The 22,387-nt window shown below is 63.0% G+C and carries 18 protein-coding genes, 4 tRNA genes and 1 pseudogene; 3 read left to right on the top strand and 20 right to left on the bottom strand.

What is annotated here, in order from left to right; all coding sequences use genetic code 11:
- The 6 genes and pseudogenes from CC207_RS28065 to sdhC form a co-directional block, all read right to left on the bottom strand.
- Positions 1 to 176 (bottom strand): annotated as a pseudogene (locus tag CC207_RS28065) (biotin/lipoyl-containing protein); the annotation flags it as partial.
- 42 nt (positions 177 to 218) lie between these two features.
- Complete coding sequence (locus CC207_RS24695; protein ID WP_028690458.1) at positions 219 to 3,050, bottom strand: 2-oxoglutarate dehydrogenase E1 component; 2,832 nt, start codon at positions 3,048 to 3,050, stop codon at positions 219 to 221.
- Between the two features lie 245 nt (positions 3,051 to 3,295).
- On the bottom strand, positions 3,296 to 4,000 hold the full coding sequence (locus tag CC207_RS24700) for a succinate dehydrogenase iron-sulfur subunit (RefSeq protein WP_028690457.1): 705 nt from the start codon (positions 3,998 to 4,000) through the stop codon (positions 3,296 to 3,298).
- Positions 4,001 to 4,011: 11 nt separating this feature from the next.
- On the bottom strand, positions 4,012 to 5,784 hold the full coding sequence (sdhA, locus tag CC207_RS24705) for a succinate dehydrogenase flavoprotein subunit (RefSeq protein WP_028690456.1): 1,773 nt from the start codon (positions 5,782 to 5,784) through the stop codon (positions 4,012 to 4,014).
- Positions 5,785 to 5,787: 3 nt separating this feature from the next.
- Positions 5,788 to 6,156: a succinate dehydrogenase, hydrophobic membrane anchor protein gene (sdhD, locus tag CC207_RS24710; protein WP_028690455.1), complete on the bottom strand. Its 369-nt coding sequence runs from the start codon at positions 6,154 to 6,156 to the stop codon at positions 5,788 to 5,790.
- Complete coding sequence (gene sdhC, locus CC207_RS24715; protein ID WP_088852917.1) at positions 6,150 to 6,536, bottom strand: succinate dehydrogenase, cytochrome b556 subunit; 387 nt, start codon at positions 6,534 to 6,536, stop codon at positions 6,150 to 6,152. Before sdhC ends, sdhD begins: the two co-directional genes overlap by 7 nt.
- 352 nt (positions 6,537 to 6,888) lie before the next feature.
- On the opposite strand from sdhC, the gene gltA reads away from it, so the two are divergent.
- Positions 6,889 to 8,178 carry a citrate synthase gene (gltA, locus tag CC207_RS24720; RefSeq protein ID WP_028690453.1) on the top strand — a complete coding sequence of 430 codons (1,290 nt, stop codon included), beginning with the start codon at positions 6,889 to 6,891 and terminating at the stop codon, positions 8,176 to 8,178.
- Between the two features lie 83 nt (positions 8,179 to 8,261).
- Here gltA and CC207_RS24725 read toward each other — a convergent pair whose 3' ends face one another.
- The 5 genes from CC207_RS24725 to CC207_RS24745 form a co-directional block, all read right to left on the bottom strand.
- Positions 8,262 to 8,867: an START domain-containing protein gene (locus CC207_RS24725; RefSeq protein WP_062363722.1), complete on the bottom strand. Its 606-nt coding sequence runs from the start codon at positions 8,865 to 8,867 to the stop codon at positions 8,262 to 8,264.
- A gap of 33 nt (positions 8,868 to 8,900) precedes the next feature.
- Positions 8,901 to 9,155 carry a YkgJ family cysteine cluster protein gene (locus tag CC207_RS24730; RefSeq protein ID WP_023628900.1) on the bottom strand — a complete coding sequence of 85 codons (255 nt, stop codon included), beginning with the start codon at positions 9,153 to 9,155 and terminating at the stop codon, positions 8,901 to 8,903.
- A gap of 107 nt (positions 9,156 to 9,262) precedes the next feature.
- Positions 9,263 to 9,733 (bottom strand): hypothetical protein, encoded by a 471-nt coding sequence (locus tag CC207_RS24735; protein ID WP_088852918.1) that lies wholly within the window; start codon positions 9,731 to 9,733, stop codon positions 9,263 to 9,265.
- A 62-nt stretch (positions 9,734 to 9,795) separates the two neighbouring features.
- Complete coding sequence (locus CC207_RS24740; protein ID WP_028690450.1) at positions 9,796 to 11,238, bottom strand: PLP-dependent aminotransferase family protein; 1,443 nt, start codon at positions 11,236 to 11,238, stop codon at positions 9,796 to 9,798.
- A 383-nt stretch (positions 11,239 to 11,621) separates the two neighbouring features.
- Positions 11,622 to 13,658, bottom strand: a complete 2,037-nt coding sequence (locus CC207_RS24745; protein ID WP_028690449.1) for an NADPH-dependent 2,4-dienoyl-CoA reductase — start codon at positions 13,656 to 13,658, stop codon at positions 11,622 to 11,624.
- Positions 13,659 to 13,864: 206 nt separating this feature from the next.
- On the opposite strand from CC207_RS24745, the gene CC207_RS24750 reads away from it, so the two are divergent.
- Positions 13,865 to 14,983 carry a nitrilase-related carbon-nitrogen hydrolase gene (locus tag CC207_RS24750; protein WP_028690448.1) on the top strand — a complete coding sequence of 373 codons (1,119 nt, stop codon included), beginning with the start codon at positions 13,865 to 13,867 and terminating at the stop codon, positions 14,981 to 14,983.
- 4 nt (positions 14,984 to 14,987) lie between these two features.
- The gene (locus tag CC207_RS24755) at positions 14,988 to 16,028 is read left to right on the top strand and encodes an AraC family transcriptional regulator (protein ID WP_028690447.1); all 1,041 of its coding nucleotides are present in this window, start codon (positions 14,988 to 14,990) and stop codon (positions 16,026 to 16,028) included.
- Between the two features lie 204 nt (positions 16,029 to 16,232).
- Here the strand turns inward: CC207_RS24755 and CC207_RS24760 are convergent, their stop codons facing one another.
- The 9 genes from CC207_RS24760 to CC207_RS24800 form a co-directional block, all read right to left on the bottom strand.
- On the bottom strand, positions 16,233 to 17,096 hold the full coding sequence (locus CC207_RS24760) for a DUF2242 domain-containing protein (protein WP_088852919.1): 864 nt from the start codon (positions 17,094 to 17,096) through the stop codon (positions 16,233 to 16,235).
- A gap of 196 nt (positions 17,097 to 17,292) precedes the next feature.
- Positions 17,293 to 17,369: transfer RNA gene (locus CC207_RS24765), tRNA-Asp, on the bottom strand.
- A gap of 141 nt (positions 17,370 to 17,510) precedes the next feature.
- Positions 17,511 to 17,587, bottom strand: a tRNA-Asp gene (locus CC207_RS24770).
- Positions 17,588 to 17,670: 83 nt separating this feature from the next.
- Positions 17,671 to 17,747 (bottom strand) — tRNA-Asp (locus CC207_RS24775).
- Between the two features lie 79 nt (positions 17,748 to 17,826).
- Positions 17,827 to 17,902 (bottom strand) — tRNA-Val (locus CC207_RS24780).
- Between the two features lie 260 nt (positions 17,903 to 18,162).
- On the bottom strand, positions 18,163 to 18,936 hold the full coding sequence (locus CC207_RS24785) for an SDR family oxidoreductase (RefSeq protein ID WP_062363728.1): 774 nt from the start codon (positions 18,934 to 18,936) through the stop codon (positions 18,163 to 18,165).
- A complete protein-coding gene (locus CC207_RS24790) occupies positions 18,933 to 20,144 on the bottom strand; it encodes an O-succinylhomoserine sulfhydrylase (RefSeq protein ID WP_088852920.1) in 1,212 nt (403 codons plus the stop codon). Before CC207_RS24790 ends, CC207_RS24785 begins: the two co-directional genes overlap by 4 nt.
- Positions 20,145 to 20,159: 15 nt before the next feature.
- Positions 20,160 to 21,665, bottom strand: a complete 1,506-nt coding sequence (gene purF / locus CC207_RS24795) for an amidophosphoribosyltransferase (RefSeq protein ID WP_028690443.1) — start codon at positions 21,663 to 21,665, stop codon at positions 20,160 to 20,162.
- 42 nt (positions 21,666 to 21,707) lie between these two features.
- Positions 21,708 to 22,262, bottom strand: coding sequence for a CvpA family protein (locus tag CC207_RS24800; RefSeq protein WP_028690442.1), 555 nt, complete (start codon positions 22,260 to 22,262; stop codon positions 21,708 to 21,710).
- Positions 22,263 to 22,387: the final 125 nt, after the last annotated feature.

A 22,387-nucleotide genomic window follows, 5' to 3' on the forward strand; every position in this document is an offset into this window, starting at 1 on the left:
ATGGCGCCCAGCACGCCGTCGGCGGTGGCCAGGACTTCCAGGACGACCTTGTCGGTCTCGATGTCGACGATCAGCTCGTCACGCTTGACGGCGTCGCCCGGCTGCTTGTGCCAGGTGGCAACGGTGCCATCGGCAACCGATTCCGGGAAGGTTGGGGCTTTGATCTCGATAGCCATTATCTGTGTTTCCTTAAATTCGGTTTCAGGTGCGCGAAGGCGTTAGACAGTGAAGGCGTCTTGCAGCAGTTTTTCCTGCTGTTCGGCGTGCTTCGATGCGTAACCACAAGCTGGCGCGGCGGAAGCGTCGCGACCGGCGTATTCCAGGACCAGCGCCTTGTTGTGGCGGCCCAGGATACGGCGCATGTGGTGCTGGCTGCTGTACCAGGCGCCCTGGTTCATCGGCTCTTCCTGACACCACACTGCGTGCTTGAGGTTGGTGTAAGGCGCGAGAATCTCGACCAGGTCGTCCTCAGGGAACGGATACAGCTGCTCGATACGCACGATGGCGATGTCTTCGCGGCCTTCGGCACGGCGTTTTTCCAGCAGGTCGTAGTAGACCTTGCCACCGCACAGGACCAGGCGCTCGACCTTGGCAGGATCCAGGGTGTCGATTTCCGGGATCACGGTCTGGAACGAGCCATCGGCCAGGTCTTCCAGGGTCGAGATGGCCAGCTTGTGGCGCAGCAGCGACTTGGGCGTCAGCACGATCAGCGGCTTGCGCAGCGGACGGATGACCTGGCGACGCAGCAGGTGGTAGATCTGTGCCGGGGTGGTCGGTACGCAGACCTGGATGTTGTGCTCGGCGCACAGCTGCAGGTAACGCTCCAGACGCGCGGAGGAGTGCTCCGGACCCTGGCCTTCATAGCCGTGCGGCAGCAGCATGGTCAGACCGCACAGGCGGCCCCACTTGTGCTCGCCGCTGGTGATGAACTGGTCGATCACCACTTGCGCACCGTTGGCGAAGTCGCCGAACTGCGCTTCCCAGATCACCAGCGCGTTCGGCGTGGTGGTCGAGTAGCCGTATTCGAAGGCCAGCACGGCTTCTTCCGAGAGGAAGGAGTCGTACAGCTCGAAGCGCGGCTGGCCCGGGAACAGGTTCTTCAGCGGCACGTAGGTGCTGGCGTCCTTCTGGTTGTGCAGCACCGCGTGACGGTGCGAGAAGGTGCCACGGCCGATGTCCTGGCCGGTCATGCGGATCGGGTGACCTTCGAACTGCAGGGTGGCGTAGGCCATGGTCTCTGCATAACCCCAGTTGATCGGCAAGCCACCGGCCTGCATCTTCTGGCGATCTTCGTAGATCTTCGCGACCTGGCGCTGAACGACGAAACCTTCAGGCAGCTCGAGCAGCTTGGCCGACAGCTCCTGCAGGGTCTTGAGGTCGAAGCGGGTGTCGTGACGCGCGGTCCAGGCATGACCCAGGTACGGACGCCAGTCGACGAACAGCTCGCGGTTCGGCTCCTTGACCAGGCTCTTGACCACGTGCAGGCCGTTGTCCAGGGCGTTGCGGTACTCGTCGATCTTGGCCTGGGCGCGTTCGGCATCGATGCGACCGGCGCTGATCAGTTGCTCGGCGTACAGCTCACGGGTGGTGCGCTGTTTGCTGATCTGCTGGTACATCAAAGGCTGGGTGCCGTTCGGCTCGTCGGCCTCGTTGTGGCCGCGACGACGGTAGCAGACCAGGTCGATGACCACGTCACGCTTGAACTGCATGCGGTAGTCGATGGCCAGCTGGGTGACGAACATCACCGCTTCCGGATCGTCGCCGTTCACGTGCAGGATCGGCGCCTGGATCATCTTGGCAACGTCGGTGGCGTACTCGGTGGAGCGCGCGTCCAGCGGGTTGCTGATGGTGAAACCGACCTGGTTGTTGATCACGATGTGCACGGTGCCGCCGGTCTTGAAACCGCGGGTCTGCGACATCTGGAAGGTTTCCATGACCACACCCTGGCCGGCGAACGCTGCGTCACCGTGGATGGAGATCGGCAGAACCTTGTCGCCAACGGTGTCGTTGCGGCGATCCTGGCGGGCGCGAACCGAACCTTCCACCACTGGCGAGACGATTTCCAGGTGGGAGGGGTTGAACGCCATGGCCAGGTGGACTTCGCCACCGGGGGTCATCACGTTGGAGGAGAAGCCCTGGTGATACTTCACGTCACCGGAGCCCAGCTCGTTCATCTTCTTGCCTTCGAACTCGTCGAACAGCTCGCGCGGGTTCTTGCCGAAGGTGTTGACGAGCACGTTCAGACGGCCACGGTGGGCCATGCCGATCACGACTTCCTTGGTGCCGTAGGAACCGGAGCGCTGGATCATTTCGTCCAGCATCGGGATCAGGCTTTCGCCACCTTCGAGGCCGAAGCGCTTGGTGCCCGGGTACTTGGTGCCCAGGTACTTCTCAAGGCCCTCACCGGCCGTGACGCGCTCGAGCAGGTGAGCCTGCACGTCGGCGGAGAATTCCGGACGGCCACGCACGCTTTCCAGGCGCTGCTGGAACCAGCTGCGCTGCTCGGAATCGACGATGTGGGTGAACTCGGCGCCAATGGTGCGACAATATGTCTTCTGCAGCGCTTCGAAAATTTCGCGTAGGCTCGCTTCCTCTTTGCCGATGAACAGGTCGCCGGCACGGAAGGTCGTATCAAGATCGGCATTGGTCAAGCCGTAGTGATTGATCGACAGGTCTACGGGCGCAGGACGCTGCCACAACCCCAACGGGTCGAGCTTGGCAGCCTGATGGCCGCGCATACGATAGGCCTGGATCAGTCGCAGCACTTCAACCTGCTTCTTCTCGTGTTCACTGCTCACGCTCCCGGCGGATACCGGTTGGGCGCGGCGCTGGTTCTTTGCCAGCAGTACGAAATGGTCGCGGATCGTCGAGTGCGATACATCGGTAGCGGTGCTGCCGTCGGCGGGCAACTTCTGGAAGTAAGTGCGCCACTCTTCTGGCACAGCGTTAGGGTCGTGCAGGTAGAGCTCATAAAGCTCTTCCACATATGCAGCGTTACCACCTGAAAGGTGGGCGCTATCCCACATGCGCTGCATCACGCTTTCTTGCATGCTTGGTCACCCTCGGTTAGGGGACTGATCGGCGAGAGCCACAGCAAACCTGGAAAAGTCCGAACACAGCGACTGAACCACGCCACCTGGATCCTGCTGATTTTCCGGGTACCAGCCCGGAAGCCCCTGCTGGTCTCATATCTTCATAGGTAATGAGCGCGGGCTTTGTGGGCCCTTGCTCGGGTTTTACCTCGGTGCGGGCTCACCACCCGCACCTCGGCTTACTGCAGGTACAACGCTTTGAATCAGGTACCGCTTTGCAGCAGCATGTTACGTACGTGGCCAATTGCCTTGGTCGGGTTCAGACCTTTCGGGCAAACGTTCACGCAGTTCATGATCCCGCGGCAGCGGAACACGCTGAACGGGTCATCCAGGGACGCCAGGCGCTCCTGAGTCTTGGTGTCGCGGCTGTCGGCCAGGAAACGGTAGGCCTGCAGCAGTGCGGCGGGGCCCAGGAACTTGTCCGGGTTCCACCAGAACGACGGGCAGGAGGTCGAGCAGCAGGCGCACAGGATGCACTCGTACAGACCGTCCAGCTTGTCGCGATCTTCCGGCGACTGCAGGCGCTCGATGGCCGGGGCCGGGGTGTCGTTCTGCAGGAACGGCTTCACCTTCTCGTACTGCTTGTAGAAGATGCTCATATCGACGACCAGGTCACGGATAACCGGCAGGCCTGGCAGCGGACGCAGGACCAACTTGTTACCTTTAACGACAGCAGACAGCGGCGTGATGCACGCCAGGCCGTTCTTGCCGTTGATGTTCATGCCGTCGGAACCGCACACGCCTTCACGGCAGGAGCGACGGTACGAGAAGCCCTCGTCCTGCTCCTTGATCAGCGCCAGCACGTCCAGGACCATCAGATCCTTGCCACCGGTGTCGACCTGGAAGGTCTGCATCTTCGGCGCCGAATCGGTGTCCGGGTTGTAACGATAAACTTCGACTTGCAACATAGCGGCCACCCTTAGTAAGTCCGGACTTTCGGTTCGAAGGCAGGAACTGTCTTCGGCGCAAAGTTGACGCCACGCTTGGCGACGCGCTTCTCACCCGGGTAGTACAGGGTGTGGCACAGCCAGTTCTCGTCGTCACGGTCTTCGAAGTCTTCACGGGCGTGCGCGCCGCGGGACTCTTTACGGGCTTCAGCGGCAATGGCGGTCGCTTCGGCGACTTCCAGCAGGTTCTGCAGCTCCAGCGCTTCGATACGCGCGGTGTTGAAGGCCTGGGACTTGTCGTTGATCTTGACGTTGGCGATGCGGTCACGCAGGCCAGCCAGCTGCTCGATACCCTTCTGCATGTACTCGCCGGTACGGAACACACCGAAGTAGTTCTGCATGCAGCTTTGCAGTTCACGTTTGAGGCTGGCGACGTCTTCGCCGGTGGTGCGCTCGTTGAGCTTGCTCAGGCGGTTCAGGGCAACGTCGATGTCGGTGTCGCTGGCATCGCGGTACTCGACGCCGTCGCTGAGCGCCTTTTCCAGGTGCAGGCCGGCGGCGCGACCGAAGACCACCAGGTCGAGCAGCGAGTTGCCGCCCAGGCGGTTGGCGCCGTGGACCGATACGCACGCCACTTCACCTACGGCGAACAGGCCCGGAATGATGTGGTCGTTGCCTTCGGCGTCCATGGTGATGGCCTGGCCATGAATGTTGGTGGCAACGCCGCCCATCATGTAGTGGCAGGTCGGGATGACCGGCACCGGCGCGACCACCGGGTCGACGTGGGCGAAGGTCTTGGACAGTTCGCAGATGCCTGGCAGGCGGCTGTGCAGCACTTCCTCGCCCAGGTGGTCCAGCTTCAGCAGTACGTGGTCCTTGTTCGGGCCCACGCCGTTGCCGGCGATGATCTCTTTGACCATGGAACGGGCGACCACGTCGCGGCCAGCCAGGTCCTTCGCGTTCGGCGCGTAACGCTCCATGAAGCGCTCGCCGTGGGCGTTGATCAGGTAGCCACCCTCACCGCGGCAACCTTCAGTGACCAGTACACCGGCGCCGGCGATGCCGGTCGGGTGGAACTGCCACATCTCGATGTCCTGCACCGGCACGCCGGCACGCAGGGCCATGCCGACACCGTCACCGGTGTTGATCAGGGCGTTGGTGGTGGAGGCGTAGATACGACCTGCACCGCCAGTGGCCAATACGGTGGCCTTGGACTTGATGTACATGGTTTCGCCGGTTTCGATGCAGATCGCGATCACACCGACGAAAGCGCCGTCCTGGTTCTTCACCAGGTCGACGGCGTAGTACTCGTTGAGGAAAGTGGTGCCTGCTTTCAGGTTGCCCTGGTACAGGGTGTGCAGCAGCGCGTGACCGGTACGGTCGGAAGCGGCGCAGGTACGGGCGGCCTGGCCACCTTTACCGAAGTCCTTGGACTGGCCACCGAACGGACGCTGGTAGATGCGGCCGGTCTCGGTACGCGAGAACGGCAGGCCCATGTGGTCCAGCTCGAAGACCGCGGCCGGGCCTTCCTGACACATGTACTCGATCGCGTCCTGGTCACCGATGTAGTCGGAGCCCTTGACGGTGTCGTACATGTGCCAGCGCCAGTCGTCGTTCGGATCGGCCGAAGCGATGGCGCAGGTGATGCCGCCCTGGGCGGAAACGGTGTGCGAACGGGTCGGGAACACCTTGGTGACTACGGCAGTCTTGTGGCCGCCTTGAGCCAGCTGCAGCGCTGCGCGCATGCCAGCGCCGCCGCCACCAATGATGATGGCGTCGAAGGAAATCGTAGGAATGTTAGCCATGAATCAGATACCCCAGAGAATCTGCACACCCCAGACGAAGTAAGCGAACATCGCTACGCCGCATACCGCCTGGAACAGGAAACGAATCGCAGTCGCCGACTTGCCGAAGGACATCGGCGTCAGGTAGTCGGTGGCAATGGTCCACATGCCGACCCAGGCGTGAGCGCCCAGGGCAACGAGGGCCAGCAGACTGAAGATGCGCATCGCGTTGTTGGAGAACAGAGCGTGCCACTGGGCGTAGTCGATGCCCGGGTGGGCAGCGAGGTAGCCGATCAGGAAGATGAAGTAAGCCGCGAGAACGACCGCCGAGACGCGCTGCGCCATCCAGTCGTAGAGGCCCGAACGCGACAGGTTCGTGACGTTAGTTACCATACCCAAACTCCTGCCAGAACGATCAGCACCACGGAGATGACGATCACGATTTTCGAGCCCAGCTTGCCGCCTTCCAGCGTCTCGCCGATGCCCATGTCCATGATCAGGTGGCGCACACCTGCCACGAGGTGATACAGCAGGCCGGACAGCAGGCCCCAGGTCACCAGTTTGGCCAGCGGACTGGTCAGACACGCCTTCACCTCGGCAAAGCCTTCCTCGCCACCCAGCGACTTGCTCAATGCGTACAGCATGATGGCAAGGCCGAGGAACAGGATGACGCCGGAGATACGGTGAAGAATGGACGTGTACGCGGTGATCGGGAGTTTGATGGTCCTTAGGTCTAGGTTTACAGGTCGTTGGCTTTTCACGGCTTTTTTCACACTGAAGAGCCCCTAGCTAACAGGGCAAAGTTGTTGGTAAGTGTACTGGTCAGGTACCCACCACCCAGGAGAGCGACGACACCCAGCAGGGCGGGCTTGAAAGCCCCTGGGAGTCGGCTGCCGAGTATAGACAGTTAGGCTGCTTATGACAACGTGAGGGGCTCGCCCAAATAGCGCATTGCCTTTAGTGAACAAAAGGCGTAAACGGGCGAGAATTTCGTGAAAAACCAGGCCTCAGAGGGCGTTTCAACCAGCCTTTAGGCAAATTGACATTCGAATTTATCCCTCTATAGTGGTGCGGGCCCTGCGTGGGGGGTCTGTCTGATGATTTCAAGCATTAATAGGAGGCCACATGGCTGACAAAAAAGCGCAGTTGATCATCGAGGGCGCTGCCCCCGTCGAGCTGCCCATTTTAACCGGCACCGTTGGTCCCGATGTTATCGACGTCCGCGGGTTGGGGGCATCCGGCCACTTCACCTTCGACCCCGGCTTCATGGCGACCGCCTCGTGCGAGTCGAAGATCACCTATATCGACGGCGACAAGGGTGTCCTGCTGCACCGCGGCTACCCGATCGAACAGCTCGCCGAACAATCGGACTACCTCGAGACCTGCTACCTGCTGCTCAACGGCGAACTGCCGAATGCCGAGCAGAAGGCCCAGTTCGTCAGCACCGTGAAGAACCACACCATGGTTCACGAGCAACTGAAGTCGTTCTTCAACGGCTTCCGTCGCGATGCCCACCCGATGGCGGTGATGTGCGGCGTGGTCGGTGCCCTGTCGGCGTTCTATCACGACTCGCTGGACATCAATAACCCGCAGCACCGCGAAATCTCCGCGGTTCGCCTGGTCGCCAAGATGCCGACCCTGGCCGCGATGGTCTACAAGTACTCCATGGGCCAGCCCATGATGTACCCGCGCAACGACTTGTCGTACGCGGAGAACTTCCTGCACATGATGTTCAACACCCCGTGCGAGATCAAACCGATCAGCCCGGTGCTGGCCAAGGCGATGGACCGGATTTTCATCCTCCACGCCGACCACGAGCAGAACGCCTCCACCTCCACCGTGCGCCTGGCGGGCTCCTCGGGCGCCAACCCGTTCGCCTGTATCGCCGCCGGCATTGCCGCGCTGTGGGGCCCGGCCCACGGTGGCGCGAACGAAGCCGTACTGACCATGCTCGATGAAATCGGCGATGTTTCGAACATCGACAAATTCATCGCCAAGGCCAAGGACAAGAACGATCCGTTCAAGCTCATGGGCTTCGGTCACCGCGTGTACAAGAACCGCGACCCGCGCGCCACCGTGATGAAGAAGACCTGCGACGAAGTCCTGGGCGAGCTGGGCATCAAGAACGATCCGCAGCTTGAACTGGCCATGCGCCTGGAAGAGATCGCCCTGACCGATCCTTACTTCATCGAGCGCTCGCTGTACCCGAACGTCGACTTCTACTCGGGCATCATCCTCAAGGCCATCGGCATCCCAACCAGCATGTTCACCGTGATCTTCGCCCTGGCACGTACCGTGGGCTGGATCTCGCACTGGAAGGAAATGCTCTCCGGCCCGTACAAGATTGGCCGCCCGCGCCAGCTGTACACCGGCTACGAGCAGCGTGACATCGTTGAGCTGAAGGACCGCAAGTAAGCCTGTCGGCTGAACGCAAAAAGGCTGCCCTCGGGCAGCCTTTTTTGTTGCTTACGCGATTTTCCTCACGGCGGGAGCGGCCTTTAGTTCTTCTCGGCGCGCTCCTTCAACCCCTTGAGGGTATTGAACGGCGCATCGACCACGAACTTGTTGGCCAGCCACGACGGCACGCTGCCGCCCGGCTCGGTGTGCACCTGGTAGGTCACCTCGGTGCTGTCACCCTTGGGCACCAGCTTCCAGAAGCCTTCCACCTGGGCGACACGCACGAAGCCCTTTTCCTCCGGCAGATACTTCGGTTCCTCCTGGAGCTTGCGGGTCAGACTGCCATCGGCGTCCTGGACCGTGGTCACATGCAGGATCGAATCCCGTGGCGTCACCGGCCAGGGCGTGTTGAACTGGGTGTAGGTCCAGCTCTGGTCACCCTCGCTCTTGAGCAGCTTTTGCGACTTGCACTCGTGAATCCAGGCGCAGGCCCCCACCACATCCTCCTGCAGCGCCTTGACCTTGGCCAGCGGCGCCTTGATCACGGTCACGCCGCGATAGGCCTTGTATTTCGAGCCGGCCACCTCGCTGAGGGACACCTTGATCCCCTCCTCGTCCTTGGCCACCTGCCAGTTCTCAGCCCAGGCCGTCGGTGCCAGCAAGACGCCCATGCCACACAGCAGTGCAATACCTTTGATCGATCTCATCATCTTGTTCCTTGTTGTCGAGGATCCAACCTGTCACGCCGCCGTCATCTGCTCCAGCCACCCAATGATGCGAATGGCTTCGTCACGGTCGTTGCCACAGATGTCCGCTTCCGCCTTGAAGCCGCCACACACCTGCGGCCGTTCGGGCTTGCCGAACAGCGCACAGAGGTTTTCGACATTCAGATGCAGGCAGCGTTCTCCGGCCGGCTTGCCCTGCGGCATGCCAGGGATCGGCGAACTGATGGACGGGGCGATGCAGCAGGCACCACAACCCTCGCGGCATTTCATGACAACAGGACTCCCAGGAGCAAAACGGGACGAACGTCCCTGGATACTAACCGCTCAAACATATGTTTGAAATTGCCGGGCGGATGAAATCACCCGTGACCCGGCAGTCAGTTGCGGAATTCGAATTCGATGGCCGCGCCTTCCACATCCCGCCGACTGTCGTTGCGCAGCTGCAACTGCATTTCGTTGCTGATCAGCCGGCCGTTGAGCTGGAACGGACTGCTGTCGGATTCGGGCTTGGTGGGGAACATCGAGGGCAGCAGCGGCTTGCGCACCACCGGCCCGCCACCGAGATCCGGCTCGAGATGCTTGACCATGTCCTTTGGCAGGCTCAGGTCGACCTTCGGCTGAGGCAGCGGCTTGGTGACAGCCTTGCTGACAGGCCTGGCCTTCGGTTTGGGTTTGGGTTTGGGCTTGACCTTGGCTACCGGCTTGGCGGGGACCTTGGTGGACGCTTTGTTCGCCGGCTTGTGCACACCCTGCGCCCTGGCTGCTGGTTCGACAGCCTGCACCGCACCGGCCGACAGCCAGGGCAAGGCGAAACACAGGGCGATGACGAGAGGGCGAAGCAGGTTCATGGGCATCAGGAGCGCAAGCTGTAAAACGCGTATGCTCCCTGTTCCCGACACGTCTGACAAGCCTACAACAGCACGCCGTTCGGATCTCGGCACAATTGCTGGGCCAGCAGGCCCAGCGTCATCACTGCGCGCTCTGCCTCGCGATTCCAGGGAATGCCGCAATTGAGGCGGATACAGTGGTTGAACTGCTCGGTATTGCTGAAGATCAGCCCGGGGGCGATGCTAATGCCTTGCTCCAGCGCCCGCACATGCAATTCCTGGGTATTGACCCGCCCCGGCAGACTAACCCAGAGAATGAAGCCACCGGTGGGCCGGGTCATCTGCGTGCCTTCCGGGAAGTGCTGCTGCACCGCCAGCTGGTAAGCGCTGAGGTTCTTGCGGTACTCCTGTCGGATGAAGCGCAAATGCCGATCGTAGCCACCATTCTCCAGGTAGGCGGCCACCGCCATCTGCGTGACGCTGCACGCCGAGTGGGTGGTGAAGGTCTGCAGGCGCTGGATCTCGTCCTGATAGCGCCCAGCGATCATCCAGCCGACCCTTACCCCCGGCGACAGGGTCTTGGAGAAGCTCGAGCAGTAGATCACCCGATCCAACCGATCGAACGCCTTGAGCGCCTTGGTGCGCCCCTGCTCGAACATCAGCTCGCCGTAGATATCGTCCTCCACGATCTGGATGTCGAAATCCGAGGCCAGGCGCAGCAATTGCTTCTGCCGCTCTTCGGGAATGGTGCCACCCAGCGGATTGCTCAGCCGCGCCGTCAGCACCAGGGCCTTGATCGACCACTGATTGGCGGCCAACTGCAGCGCCTCCAGGCTAATGCCGGTAGACGGATCGCTGGGGATCTCGATGACCTTGAGCCCGAGCAGGTCGGCCAGCTGCAACAGCCCATAGTAAGTGGGCGACTCGGCCGCGATCAGGTCGCCCGGCCGGGTCAGGACCCGCAGCGCCATCTGCAGGGCATCGACACAACCATGGGTCACCACCACTTCACGGGGATCGACCAGCACACCGGCATCGCGCATGCGGATGGCGATCTGCCGACGCAACGGCTCGAAGCCGGGGCTGAACATGTAGCTGAAGGCACGCGGGCTATGGAAGCGCGTCACCTTGGCCAGCTGCTGGTGCAGGGCGCGTACGGGCAGATAGTCGACATGGGGTACCGCCGCGCCGAAGGGGAAGACGCCATCGCGCCGCGCCTCGACCAGCACCTGCTGGATGATGCTGGCCCGGGTGACCAGGCCGGGGCGTTCGACCCGGGCAATATCCGGGGTCTGCGCCGTCAGCGCCGGGGTCTGGTGGACATAGTAGCCCGACTGCGGCCGGGCGCGGATCAGGCCCTGGTCCTCGAGATTGGCATAGGCCTGCAGCACGGTGGCGTGGCTGACATTGAGCTGGGCGCTCATCTTGCGTACCGACGGCACCCGCTCACCCGGCTGGTAGACACCCCGACGGATATCATCGGCCAGTTGCTGGGCAATACGCTGGTACAGCAGCAGGTTGGTCATGGCGTGTTCTCGAAGCGCGGACGGGATCGTTGTTCTTGTGCGACTCACTGCCGAGGCAGAATACCGTAACAGTTACGAAGTGTACTGGGACAGATCGCAGAATAGTCAACAATACAGTTGCGTGACAGAGAAACGCTCGATGTTTGAGTCGGCGCGCCGACGAACGCACAGAATGGCGATGTCGTTCTTAGTCGCCTGTTGCCGTTGCCGTTGCCGTTGCCGTTGCCGTTGCCGTTGCCGTTGCCGTTGCCGGATACATGGAGTAAGTGGAGACTACTGGCAATGCTTCTTCAGTTACAGTCACTCACTGACAAGCCAACCTCCACAGGAAAGGTATATCACCACCTCAACTGTGAAAGTTGGCTAATCACCAATTCAAGCAATCACAGTTCCGCCGCCAACCTCGACCCTTGATTAATCGCCCGCTTGGCATCAAGCTCCGCCGCCACGTCAGCGCCACCGATCAGGTGCACCGACTGCCCGGCCGCAACAAGGCCATCATGCAACTCGCGCAGCGGATCCTGGCCAGCGCAGATGACGATGTTGTCCACCGCCAGCAACTGCGGCTCGCCCTCGCCAACCCGCACATGCAGGCCAGCATCGTCCACGCTCAGGTACTCGACGCTGTTGAGCATCTGCACCTGCTTGTTCTTCAGCCCCGTGCGATGAATCCAGCCGGTGGTCTTGCCCAGGCCGTCGCCAACCTTGGTCTTCTTGCGCTGCAGCAGGTACACCTGGCGCGCCGGCGCATGAGGCTCGGCCTTGATCCCGGCCACACCACCACGAGCCTCCAAACGCGTATCGATGCCCCACTCCTTCCAGAACGCCTCGCGGTCCTGGCTGGTGGCCACGCCCTTGTGCACCAGGTACTCGGACACATCGAAACCAATGCCACCGGCACCGATCACCGCCACCCGCTCGCCCACCGGCTTGCGCTCCAGCAGCACATCCAGGTAGCTCAGCACCTTGGCGTTGTCGATACCGGGAATGGCCGGCGTGCGCGGAGCGATGCCCGTGGCCAGGATAATCTCGTCGAACTCGCCGGACACCAGCGCAGCCACATCGACACGGGTATTCAGGCGCAGGTCGACACCCGTGGACTTCACCTTGTTGCGGAAATAACGCAGGGTCTCGTAGAACTCCTCCTTGCCCGGCACGCGCTTGGCCACGTTGAACTGCCCACCGATCTCAGCGGCAGCATCGAACAACGTCACTTCATGACCGCGCTCGGCGGCCACGGTGGCGGCTGCCAGGCCCGCAGGACCAGCGCCGACCACCGCGATACGCTTGACTGCCCGTACCGGCAGGTAGTTGAGCTCGGTCTCATGGCAAGCCCGCGGGTTGACCAGGCAGCTGGTCAGCTTGCCGCCGAAGGTGTGGTCCAGGCAGGCCTGGTTGCAGCCGATGCAAGTGTTGATCTCGTCGCCACGGCCAGCAGCGGCCTTGTTGACGAAGTCAGGATCGGCCAGGAACGGTCGGGCCATGGAGACCATGTCGGCATCGCCCTCCGCCAGCACCGCCTCGGCCACCTCCGGGGTATTGATGCGGTTGGTGGTGATCAGCGGGATTTTCACCGCGCCGCGCAGCTTGGCGGTGACCTTGCTGAACGCCGCGCGCGGCACCTTGGTGGCGATGGTCGGGATGCGCGCCTCATGCCAGCCGATACCCGTGTTGATCAACGTGGCGCCGGCCTGCTCGATGGCCTTGGCCAGCAGCTCGATCTCGTCCCAGGTGCTGCCGCCCTCGACCAGGTCGAGCATCGACAGGCGGAAGATGATGATGAAGTTCGGCCCCACCGCTTCGCGTACCCGGCTCACGATCTCAACCGCCAGTCGCATGCGGTTCTCGTAGCTGCCCCCCCAACGGTCGGTGCGGTGGTTGGTGTGGGCGGCGAGGAACTGGTTGATGAAGTAGCCTTCAGACCCCATGATCTCGACGCCATCATAGCCGGCGCGCAGGGCCAGGCTTGCGCAGGTGACGAAATCGCGGATCTGCTTCTCGATGCCCTCCTCGTCCAGCTCCTTGGGCTTGAACGGGTTGATCGGCGCCTGGATGGCGCTGGGCGCCACCTGTTTCGGGCTGTAGGCATAGCGCCCGGCGTGGAGGATCTGCAGACAGATCTTGCCACCGGCGGCATGCACCGCCTCGGTGACGATCCGATGCTTGTCGGCCTCTTCCTCGGTGCTGAGCTTGGCCGCACCAGAGTACACGCCGCCTTCATCGTTGGGCGCGATGCCGCCGGTGACCATGAGCCCGACGCCACCACGGGCGCGTTCGGCGAAATACGCGGCCATGCGTTCGAAGCCGCCCGGGCGTTCCTCCAGGCCGGTGTGCATCGAGCCCATCAGGGTGCGGTTGCGCAGAGTGGTGAAGCCCAGGTCGAGAGGGGCCAGCAGGTGCGGGTAACGGTCGGTAGCCATGGATGGACTCCACAGGTGGCGTGATCACAGAATGCGGGCGCCTCTACCAGGTCTCTACAACAGCGTGGCGGGGCCCGTCGTTTGTCTGGGGTCGACATTAAACAGGCGTTTGAACACGCTCAATGATCGAAACTGACAACTTATTGATCCTGCTGTACAGCAGGACTACCCTAGGGCACTCCTACTGCCCAGTGCTGGACCGCTCCATGCGAAAACTGCTAGCCGGCGCCCTGGCGCTGGTCATCCTTGCCGCCCTCTGCGGCTACGGCTTCTGGACCCTGCAGCGTCCAGAAGGTCACTACCTGTCCGATCTGCGCATCGAGCTGGCCCTCAACCAGGGCGTGCCGGGCGAGCACGGCAACTTGCTGGGTGTCGAGCCGCTGCTGTATCCGGGGGACTACCAGAACCTCACGCGCCTGCACCGCAAGCTCTCAGCCTACCTGGAACAAGCCCGCGCCCAAGGCCTGGTCAATCCGCGCACCGTGGTGGTGTTGCCGGAGCACATTGGTACATGGTTGTGGGCCCGGGGCGAGAAGCGCGAACTGTACCAGGTCACCCGACGCAACGAGGCCTGGCAATGGCTGGAACTGAGCAACCCGCTGAGCTATGGCCTGGCGATGCTCGCCGCCAGCGGCGACGATCGCCGCTCGGACGCGCACCTGCGCATGAAGGCCGCGCAGATGGCCGCCGACTACCAGCAGGTGTTCGGCAGCCTGGCCCGGGAGTTTGGCATCACCCTGGTCGCCGGCTCCATCGTCCTGCCCGCGCCCTATGTGGAGAACGGCGTACTGCGCATCGGCAACGGTCCGCTGTACAACAGCAGTCTGGTATTCGCCAGCGACGGTTCGGTGCTCGGGCAGCCCCAGCACCAGCAGTACCCCGACAGCGAAAGCCGGCGCTACATCCACGACGGCCAGCAGCATCCGCTGCAGGTACTGCAGACTCCCGCAGGACGCTTGGGCGTGCTGATCGGCAGCGACAGCTGGTACCCCGCCAACTACCGGCAACTGACCGCGCAATCGGTGCAGCTGGTCGCCAATCCGGTGTTCCTCAGCGGCAAGCAGAGCTGGCAGGCGCCCTGGCGTGGCAACCGCCATCAGGCCCAGGCCGCCGATTTGCCCCTGCAGCGCGGAGCCGTCAGCGAACAGCGCGCCTGGCAGCAACTGCCCCTGGCCGCCAACGCCAGCACCCCGAGCATGAGCGTGTTCATGCGCGGCCAGTTCTGGGAGCTGGGCAGCGATGGGCAGGGTTTCGCCAGCCAGGGCGGCATGTTGTGGGTCGGCAACGACAGCCACGGCGCGCGCCTGCTCAACCTGTGGCTGTGACGACATGCCCCGCCCCCGCGTACGCCTGGGTGAACTGTCGGTAGGTTTCGTCCAGCCCCTGGCCGAGGCGCTGACGGCACTCGGTCACGATCCACACCCCCTGCTGCTGCGCTATGGCCTCGACGCCAGGCGCCTGGCCGAGCCGGGTGCGCGGTTGTCGATCCCGCGCTACATGCACCTGGGGCACGCGGCGATTGCCCTTTCTGCCGAGCCAGCGCTAGGCCTGCACATGGGCCGCCTGAGCCGCCTGGCCCAGGCCGGGCTCGCCGGCGTCGCCGCCGCCCAGGCCCCGACCCTCGGCGACGCCGCCCGCACCCTGCTGCGCTTTGAGCCACTGTATGCCGCCAACTACCGGGGCCAGTCGAGCTTTCACGAAGACGCCCAGGGCGCCTGGCTGCGGTTCTACTCCATCAGCCCCTACAACGACTACAACCGCTTCGTGGTCGACTCCCTGCTCGCTGGCTGGCTGGCCCAGCTCGGCGCCCTGGCGGCCAGGCCGGTGCAGGCCGAGCGCCTGGAAATCGAGTTCGACGCCCCTGCCTACGTCGCGCAGTACCAAAGCCTGTGCGCAGGCCCGGTGCATTTCGGCGCCACGGCCAACCAGTTGCGCCTAAGCCAGGCCACCCTGGCCCTGCCCAACCCGCAGCACTGCCCCAGCACCTGGCAACACCTGCTGCAGTTGTGCGAGGCGGAACTGGCCCAGCGCACCCGCGTGCGCAGCTTGGGCGAACGCATCACTCACCTGCTGGGGCCACTGTTGAACGGTGGGCGCGAGCCGGATCTGGAAGAAGTGGCGCGACACCTGCAACTGCCGACCTGGACCTTGCGCCGCAAACTGGCCGAGGAAGGCACGCGCTTTCGCAACCTGCTCAACGACACACGTCGCGATCTGGCCGAGACCTATATCCGCGACACGGAGCTGGCCTTCGGCGAGATCGCCTATCTGTTGGGGTTCGCCTCGGCCGAGGCCTTCCAGCGCGCATTCAAGCGCTGGACGGGGCTGACACCGGGGGAATTTCGCCGCCATCAGCGGCAGGTGGGTTAAAGCTCGGTGGCGTCGTCGGCAGGTTCTGGCAGGTCCAGTTCATAGGCCTGGAATTCGAGCAGTTCTTCCTGATAATCGTCCATCTTTACGCCCCTTCATTCATTGTTCTTCAGTCATTGCGCCAACCTAAGCCAGCGAAATGACAGAATGATTACAACCCTATGAACGATAAACGTAGCAGGCGCCCGGGAAGTTATCGACGCGTCAGAGTGGCGCCGGCGCCTGCTCTGCGGCCGGCGCGTCCTGCTGTACCTGGATCGGAGTTGGCTCGCCGGGCGGCGCGATGGGCTGCGAGCCCTTGCTATCGTCCACAATCGGGGCCGCCGGGGCTTCGCTGGCCGGTACGGGAGCCGCTGGAGCCGCGACAGGCGCGGCGGCAACCGGAGTCGGGGCCGGAGCCTCTTCCACGCTCTCGGCGACCGGCGCGGCAGGCTGCGGCGCGGGCGCCAGGGCAGCGGGCGCAGGCTCCGGCAAGCCCAGGTCGGCGGCCGGTTTTTCCACCTTTGGCTCGGCGGCAGGTTCGGTCTTCTCTGGCTTCTTCGGCTTCGGCAGGTAGCTTTCCACCAGGGCGAAGTATCGGTCGTAGAACTGTGCGGCGGTGACCGTCTCGCTGGCGACCTTGACCATGGAGTCGTCGGTGGAGCCGATCGGCATCGACACCGAACCCAGCACACCGACGCCAAGACTGGCGGAGGTGTTGGATTTCTTCAGGGTGTAGCGGTCCTGCAGGGCGTTGGCGAACATGGTCGAGCGCTGTTTGTCGCTCATGTCCGGCACGCAGGTGATGTTGAAGCTGATCTGCAAGTGGTTCTCGGCGTTTTGCTGGAAGCTCTTGTTGCCGGCGACCTGGTTGGCGTCGCTGCTGGTGATGATGTAGCCCTGACTGAGCAGCGCGCGCCGCGCCGCCTCGCAGGAGCCCGCCTCGCTGGTGGCGAAACTGCGGGAGAAGGTGCCCGAGTCATCGAAGTTCTCGTGCTCGTAGACGGCGGCCTTTTTCGAGGAACAGCCGGACACACCCGCCAGCACGAGGGCCAGCCCGAGCGCGCCATAGACGGTTGATCTAGACATTGCCAATTCCGGGAAGAAACGAATGGGGCGTATTGTGCAACACATCGATCAGTGGCTGAAACCATTGATCGGTGAAGACTCTGTCAGCTTGGTGTAAATCCTTGCCCGTGACCGTGCAAGGCGCTGAAATGAAAAAAGCGACCCTAAGGTCGCTTTTTCGTAGCTTCAAGGTGTTCAAAGGACCTTGAGGCAAAGATGGCGCAACGGACGGGACTCGAACCCGCGACCCCCGGCGTGACAGGCCGGTATTCTAACCGACTGAACTACCGCTGCGTATCGTTCGGGCTTGCACCCGATTGAAACTGGGATCTGAGCTTTCAAGCGCTATTGCGCGAAAGCCAGGCACAAAAAAAGCGACTTTGATATCGCCTTTTCTGTTTTGCCTTGAGCGTTCATGGGGCTCTTGGCAGAAGATGGCGCAGCGGACGGGACTCGAACCCGCGACCCCCGGCGTGACAGGCCGGTATTCTAACCGACTGAACTACCGCTGCGTATCGTTCAGGCTTGCGCCTGATTGAAACTGGGATCTGGCCTTGTGGCCTCAGACCGGTGCAAGCACCCATCTGGAGAAAAATGGCGCGGCGGACGGGACTCGAACCCGCGACCCCCGGCGTGACAGGCCGGTATTCTAACCGACTGAACTACCGCCGCGCATAGCTGGACTTGCGTCCTGTTCCTCTCTGCCAACGTGTTTCTTTCGAAACCACTGGACTAGGAACGTCTCAGGAAGTGGTGGGTGATGACGGGATCGAACCGCCGACCCTCTGCTTGTAAGGCAGATGCTCTCCCGGCTGAGCTAATCACCCCCGCGATGTTGCTTGTTGCGTTTGCTTCGCTGAGGCCGCGAAATTTACGCAGGTACCGATGCTAAGTCAATACCCCCATTGAAGTTTTTTTCAAAAAGGGCAAAAAAGCCGGTTGCTCTTGCCGACCTCATCGCGGGGCAGGCCCGCTCCTGCAACCAGATGCTCACAGCGTGAGAGCGGGCTTGCGCCGCCACAAGGCCGGCACAACCGACAAAAAAGGGGCTATCGCCCCTTTCTCTTACATCTCAACAGGTTACAGCTCAGTTGTAGATCATCTTGCGGGTCATCCCACCATCGACCACGAACTCCTGGCCAGTGACAAACCCCGCCTGACGCGACAGCAACCACGCCACCAGCGCAGCCACATCTTCGACCGTCCCTACCCTGCCCGTCGGATGCTGGGCATGGTCGGCCTCGGTCAAAGGCTCGGCGCGTCGCTGCGAAGGGTCACGGGCATCGATCCAACCCGGGCTCACCGCATTGACGCGGATCTCCGGCCCCAGGCTCATGGCCAGGGCGTGGGTCAAGGCGACCAGGCCACCCTTGCTGGCGGCATAGGCCTCGGTGTCCGGCTCGGACTGCCGGGCGCGGGTGGAGGTCAGGTTGACGATCGCGCCGCCATGGGCGCGCAGGTAAGGTGCGCAATGCTTGGCCAGCAGCATCGGGCCATTGAGGTTGACTGCCAGTACCCGGTTCCATTGAGCCAGGGACAGGCTTTCCAGGGTCTGGTTGTGCGGATTGGCGATCGCCGCGTTGCACACCAGCGCATCCAGCCGGCCGAACTGCCCGAGCACCTCGGACACCCCGGCACTGACCTGGGCCTCGTCGGCCACGTCCATGGTGATGAACCAGGCGTTATCGCCCAGGGCCTTGGCGACCTTGGTGCCGCGCGGGCGATCAAGATCGCTGAGCACCACCTGCCACCCCTCGCAGATCAACCAGGCGGCGATGCCCAGGCCGATGCCGCGGGCGGCACCGGTTACCAGGGCTACCCGGCCGTTATGGCCGGGTTCGCCACTCTTCCAGTCGATCACAGCGCCGCCAGGCCGCGGGCCAGATCGGCTTGCAGGTCGGCCACGTCTTCCAGGCCAACCGCCACGCGCACCAGGCCGTCACGGATACCCGCCGCCTCGCGCTCCTGTGGCGTCAGACGTCCGTGGGAGGTGGTGGCCGGGTGGGCGATGGTGGTTTTGCTGTCGCCGAGGTTGGTGGTGATGGAGATCACCCGGGTGGCGTCGATGAAACGCCAGGCGCCTTCCTTGCCACCCTTGACCTCGAAGCTGACCACCGCGCCGAAGCCGCTCATCTGGCGCTTGGCCAGTTCATGCTGCGGATGGCTCGGCAGGCCGGCATAGTGGACCTTCTCGATGCCGTCCTGCTGCTCGAGCCACTCGGCCAGCGCCTGGGCGCTCTCGCAGTGGGCGCGCATGCGCAGCTTGAGGGTCTCCAGGCCCTTGGTGAAGACCCAGGCGTTGAACGGGCTGAGGGTCGGGCCGGCGGTGCGCAGAAAGCCCACCACTTCCTTCATCTGCTCGCTGCGTCCGGCCACCACGCCGCCCATGCAACGGCCCTGGCCGTCGATGAACTTGGTCGCCGAGTGGAACACGATGTCGGCGCCGAGCTTGAGCGGTTGCTGCAAGGCCGGAGTGCTGAAGCAGTTGTCCACCACCAGCATGGCGCCACGGGCATGGGCGATCTCGGCCAGTGCGGTGATGTCCACCAGTTCGGCCAACGGGTTGGACGGCGACTCGACGACCAGCAGCTTGGTGTTGGCCTTGATGGCCTTTTCCCAGCCGTTCAGGTCGACCAGCGGCACGTAGTCCACCTGCACGCCGAAACGCTTGAAGTACTTCTCGAACAGGCTGATGGTCGAGCCGAATACGCTCTGCGACACCAGCACATGGTCGCCAGCGCTGCACAGCGACATGACCACGGCGAGGATCGCCGCCATGCCGGTGGAGGTGGCCACGGCCTGCTCGGCGCCTTCCATGGCCGCCAGGCGCTCCTCGAAGGCACGCACGGTCGGGTTGGTGTAGCGCGAATAGACGTTGCCCGGCGTTTCGCCGGCAAAGCGCGCGGCGGCATCGGCGGCCGTGCGGAAGACATAGCTGGAGGTCAGGAACAGCGCTTCGCTGTGCTCGGCCTCCGGTGTACGGTTCTGACCGGCGCGCACCGCCAGGGTGTCGAAACCGACACCCTCGAGGTCACTGTCCAGTCGACCGGCATCCCATTGATCGGTCATGCCGTCGCTCCCAAATCAGTTGTTGTACAGGTCGATGATCGCGCTGACCGCCTGGTTCTTCACCTTGGCCAGGTCGTTACGGGCCTGCTCGATGCGATCGAGGTAGGCTTCGTCGATATCGCCGGTGACATACTCACCGTTGAACACCGCGCAATCGAAATGCTCGATCTTGATCTTGCCGCCACCAACCGATTCGATCAGGTCCGGGAGGTCCTGGTAGATCAGCCAGTCGGCGCCGATCAACTCGGCCACCTGCTCGGTGGTACGGTTGTGGGCGATCAGCTCATGAGCGCTCGGCATGTCGATGCCGTAGACGTTGGGGTAGCGCACCGCGGGGGCCGCGGAGCAGAAGTAGACGTTCTTGGCGCCGGCCTCGCGGGCCATCTGGATGATCTGCTTGCAGGTGGTGCCGCGCACGATCGAGTCGTCCACCAGCATCACGTTCTTGCCGCGGAACTCCAGCTCGATGGCGTTGAGCTTCTGGCGTACCGATTTCTTGCGCGCGGCCTGGCCGGGCATGATGAAGGTCCGCCCAATGTAGCGGTTCTTGACGAAGCCTTCGCGGAACTTGACGCCCAGATGGTTGGCCAGTTCCAGCGCCGCGGTGCGGCTGGTGTCGGGGATCGGGATGACCACGTCGATGTCGTGGTCCGGGCGCTCGCGCTGGATCTTCTCGGCCAGCTTCTCGCCCATGCGCAGGCGCGCCTTGTACACCGAGACGCCGTCCATGATCGAATCAGGGCGGGCCAGGTAGACGTGCTCGAAGATGCACGGCTGCAGTTTCGGGCTCTCGGCGCACTGCTTGGTGAACAGCTGGCCACCTTCGGTGATGTACACCGCCTCGCCCGGCGCCAGGTCGCGGATCAGGGTGAAGCCGAGCACGTCCAAGGCCACGCTTTCCGAAGCGATCATGTACTCGACGCCTTCGTCGGTGTGACGCTGGCCGAACACCACCGGACGGATGCCGTTGGGGTCGCGGAAGCCGACGATGCCGTAGCCGGTGATCATCGCCACCACCGCGTAGCCGCCGACGCAGCGGCTGTGCACGTGGGAAACCGCGGCGAACACGTCTTCCTCGGTCGGTTGCAGCTTGCCGCGCACGGCCAGTTCATGGGCGAACACGTTCAGCAGCACTTCGGAGTCGGAGTTGGTGTTGACGTGACGCAGGTCGGACTCGTAGATCTCCTTGGCCAACTGCTCGACGTTGGTCAGGTTGCCGTTGTGCGCCAGGGTGATGCCGTACGGCGAGTTGACGTAGAACGGCTGCGCCTCGGCCGAGGTGGAGCTGCCGGCGGTCGGGTAACGCACGTGACCGATGCCGATGCTGCCGACCAGACGCTGCATGTGGCGCTGCTGGAAAACGTCGCGCACCAGGCCGTTATCCTTGCGCAGGAACAACCGGCCATCGTGGCTGGTCACGATACCGGCAGCGTCCTGGCCGCGGTGCTGGAGCACGGTTAGCGCGTCATACAGCGCCTGATTGACGTTCGACTTACCGACGATACCGACGATGCCACACATGCGACGCAACCCCTACTTTGATGAAACTTGAGTGAAGAGCGCTCACGGCTTGGTCGGCCCGAGCAGCTGCTCCTTGAACGGAAGGTCAACGGGTGCGCTGACCCCACTGGACATCCACTGGCCGGTGAACCCGAGTATGAGGTTCTTCGACCAGTCGGCTACCAATAGAAATTGTGGTATCAGGCGCGATTCCTGCCACCACGGATCCTGTTGCACCGGCCCCAGGCTCAACAGCCCGACCGCCACCACCACCAGCAAGCCCCCGCGCGCGGCGCCGAAGGCCATGCCGAGGAAGCGATCGGTACCGGACAGCCCGGTCACGCGGATCAGCTCGCCGATGAGGAAATTGAGCATCGCCCCGACCAGTAGCGTGGCGACGAAAAGAATCGCGCAGCCGGCGATGACTCGCGCGGACGGCGTCTGGATATAGCTTTCAAGGTACTGCGAAAGCGACCCGCCGAACATCCAGGCCACCGCACCGGCGACAATCCAGATGAGCAGGGACAAGGCTTCCTTGACGAAGCCGCGCTTGAGACTGATCAGTGATGAAATGGCGACGATCGCGATGATCGCCCAATCAACCCAGGTAAATGCCACGGTGTTGCCTGCCGACGTTTGAGGCGGCGCATTTTACCAGAGCAAGGAGGCTTGGGGTAAGCGGAATGTCAGGTGTTTGAAGGGCTGCGGACTGACTCTGGGGACAGCTTTGCGGACTGCTGTAG

The sequence above is a fragment of the Pseudomonas sp. DrBHI1 genome (genome assembly GCF_002205115.1).
Taxonomy (GTDB): domain Bacteria; phylum Pseudomonadota; class Gammaproteobacteria; order Pseudomonadales; family Pseudomonadaceae; genus Aquipseudomonas; species Aquipseudomonas mosselii.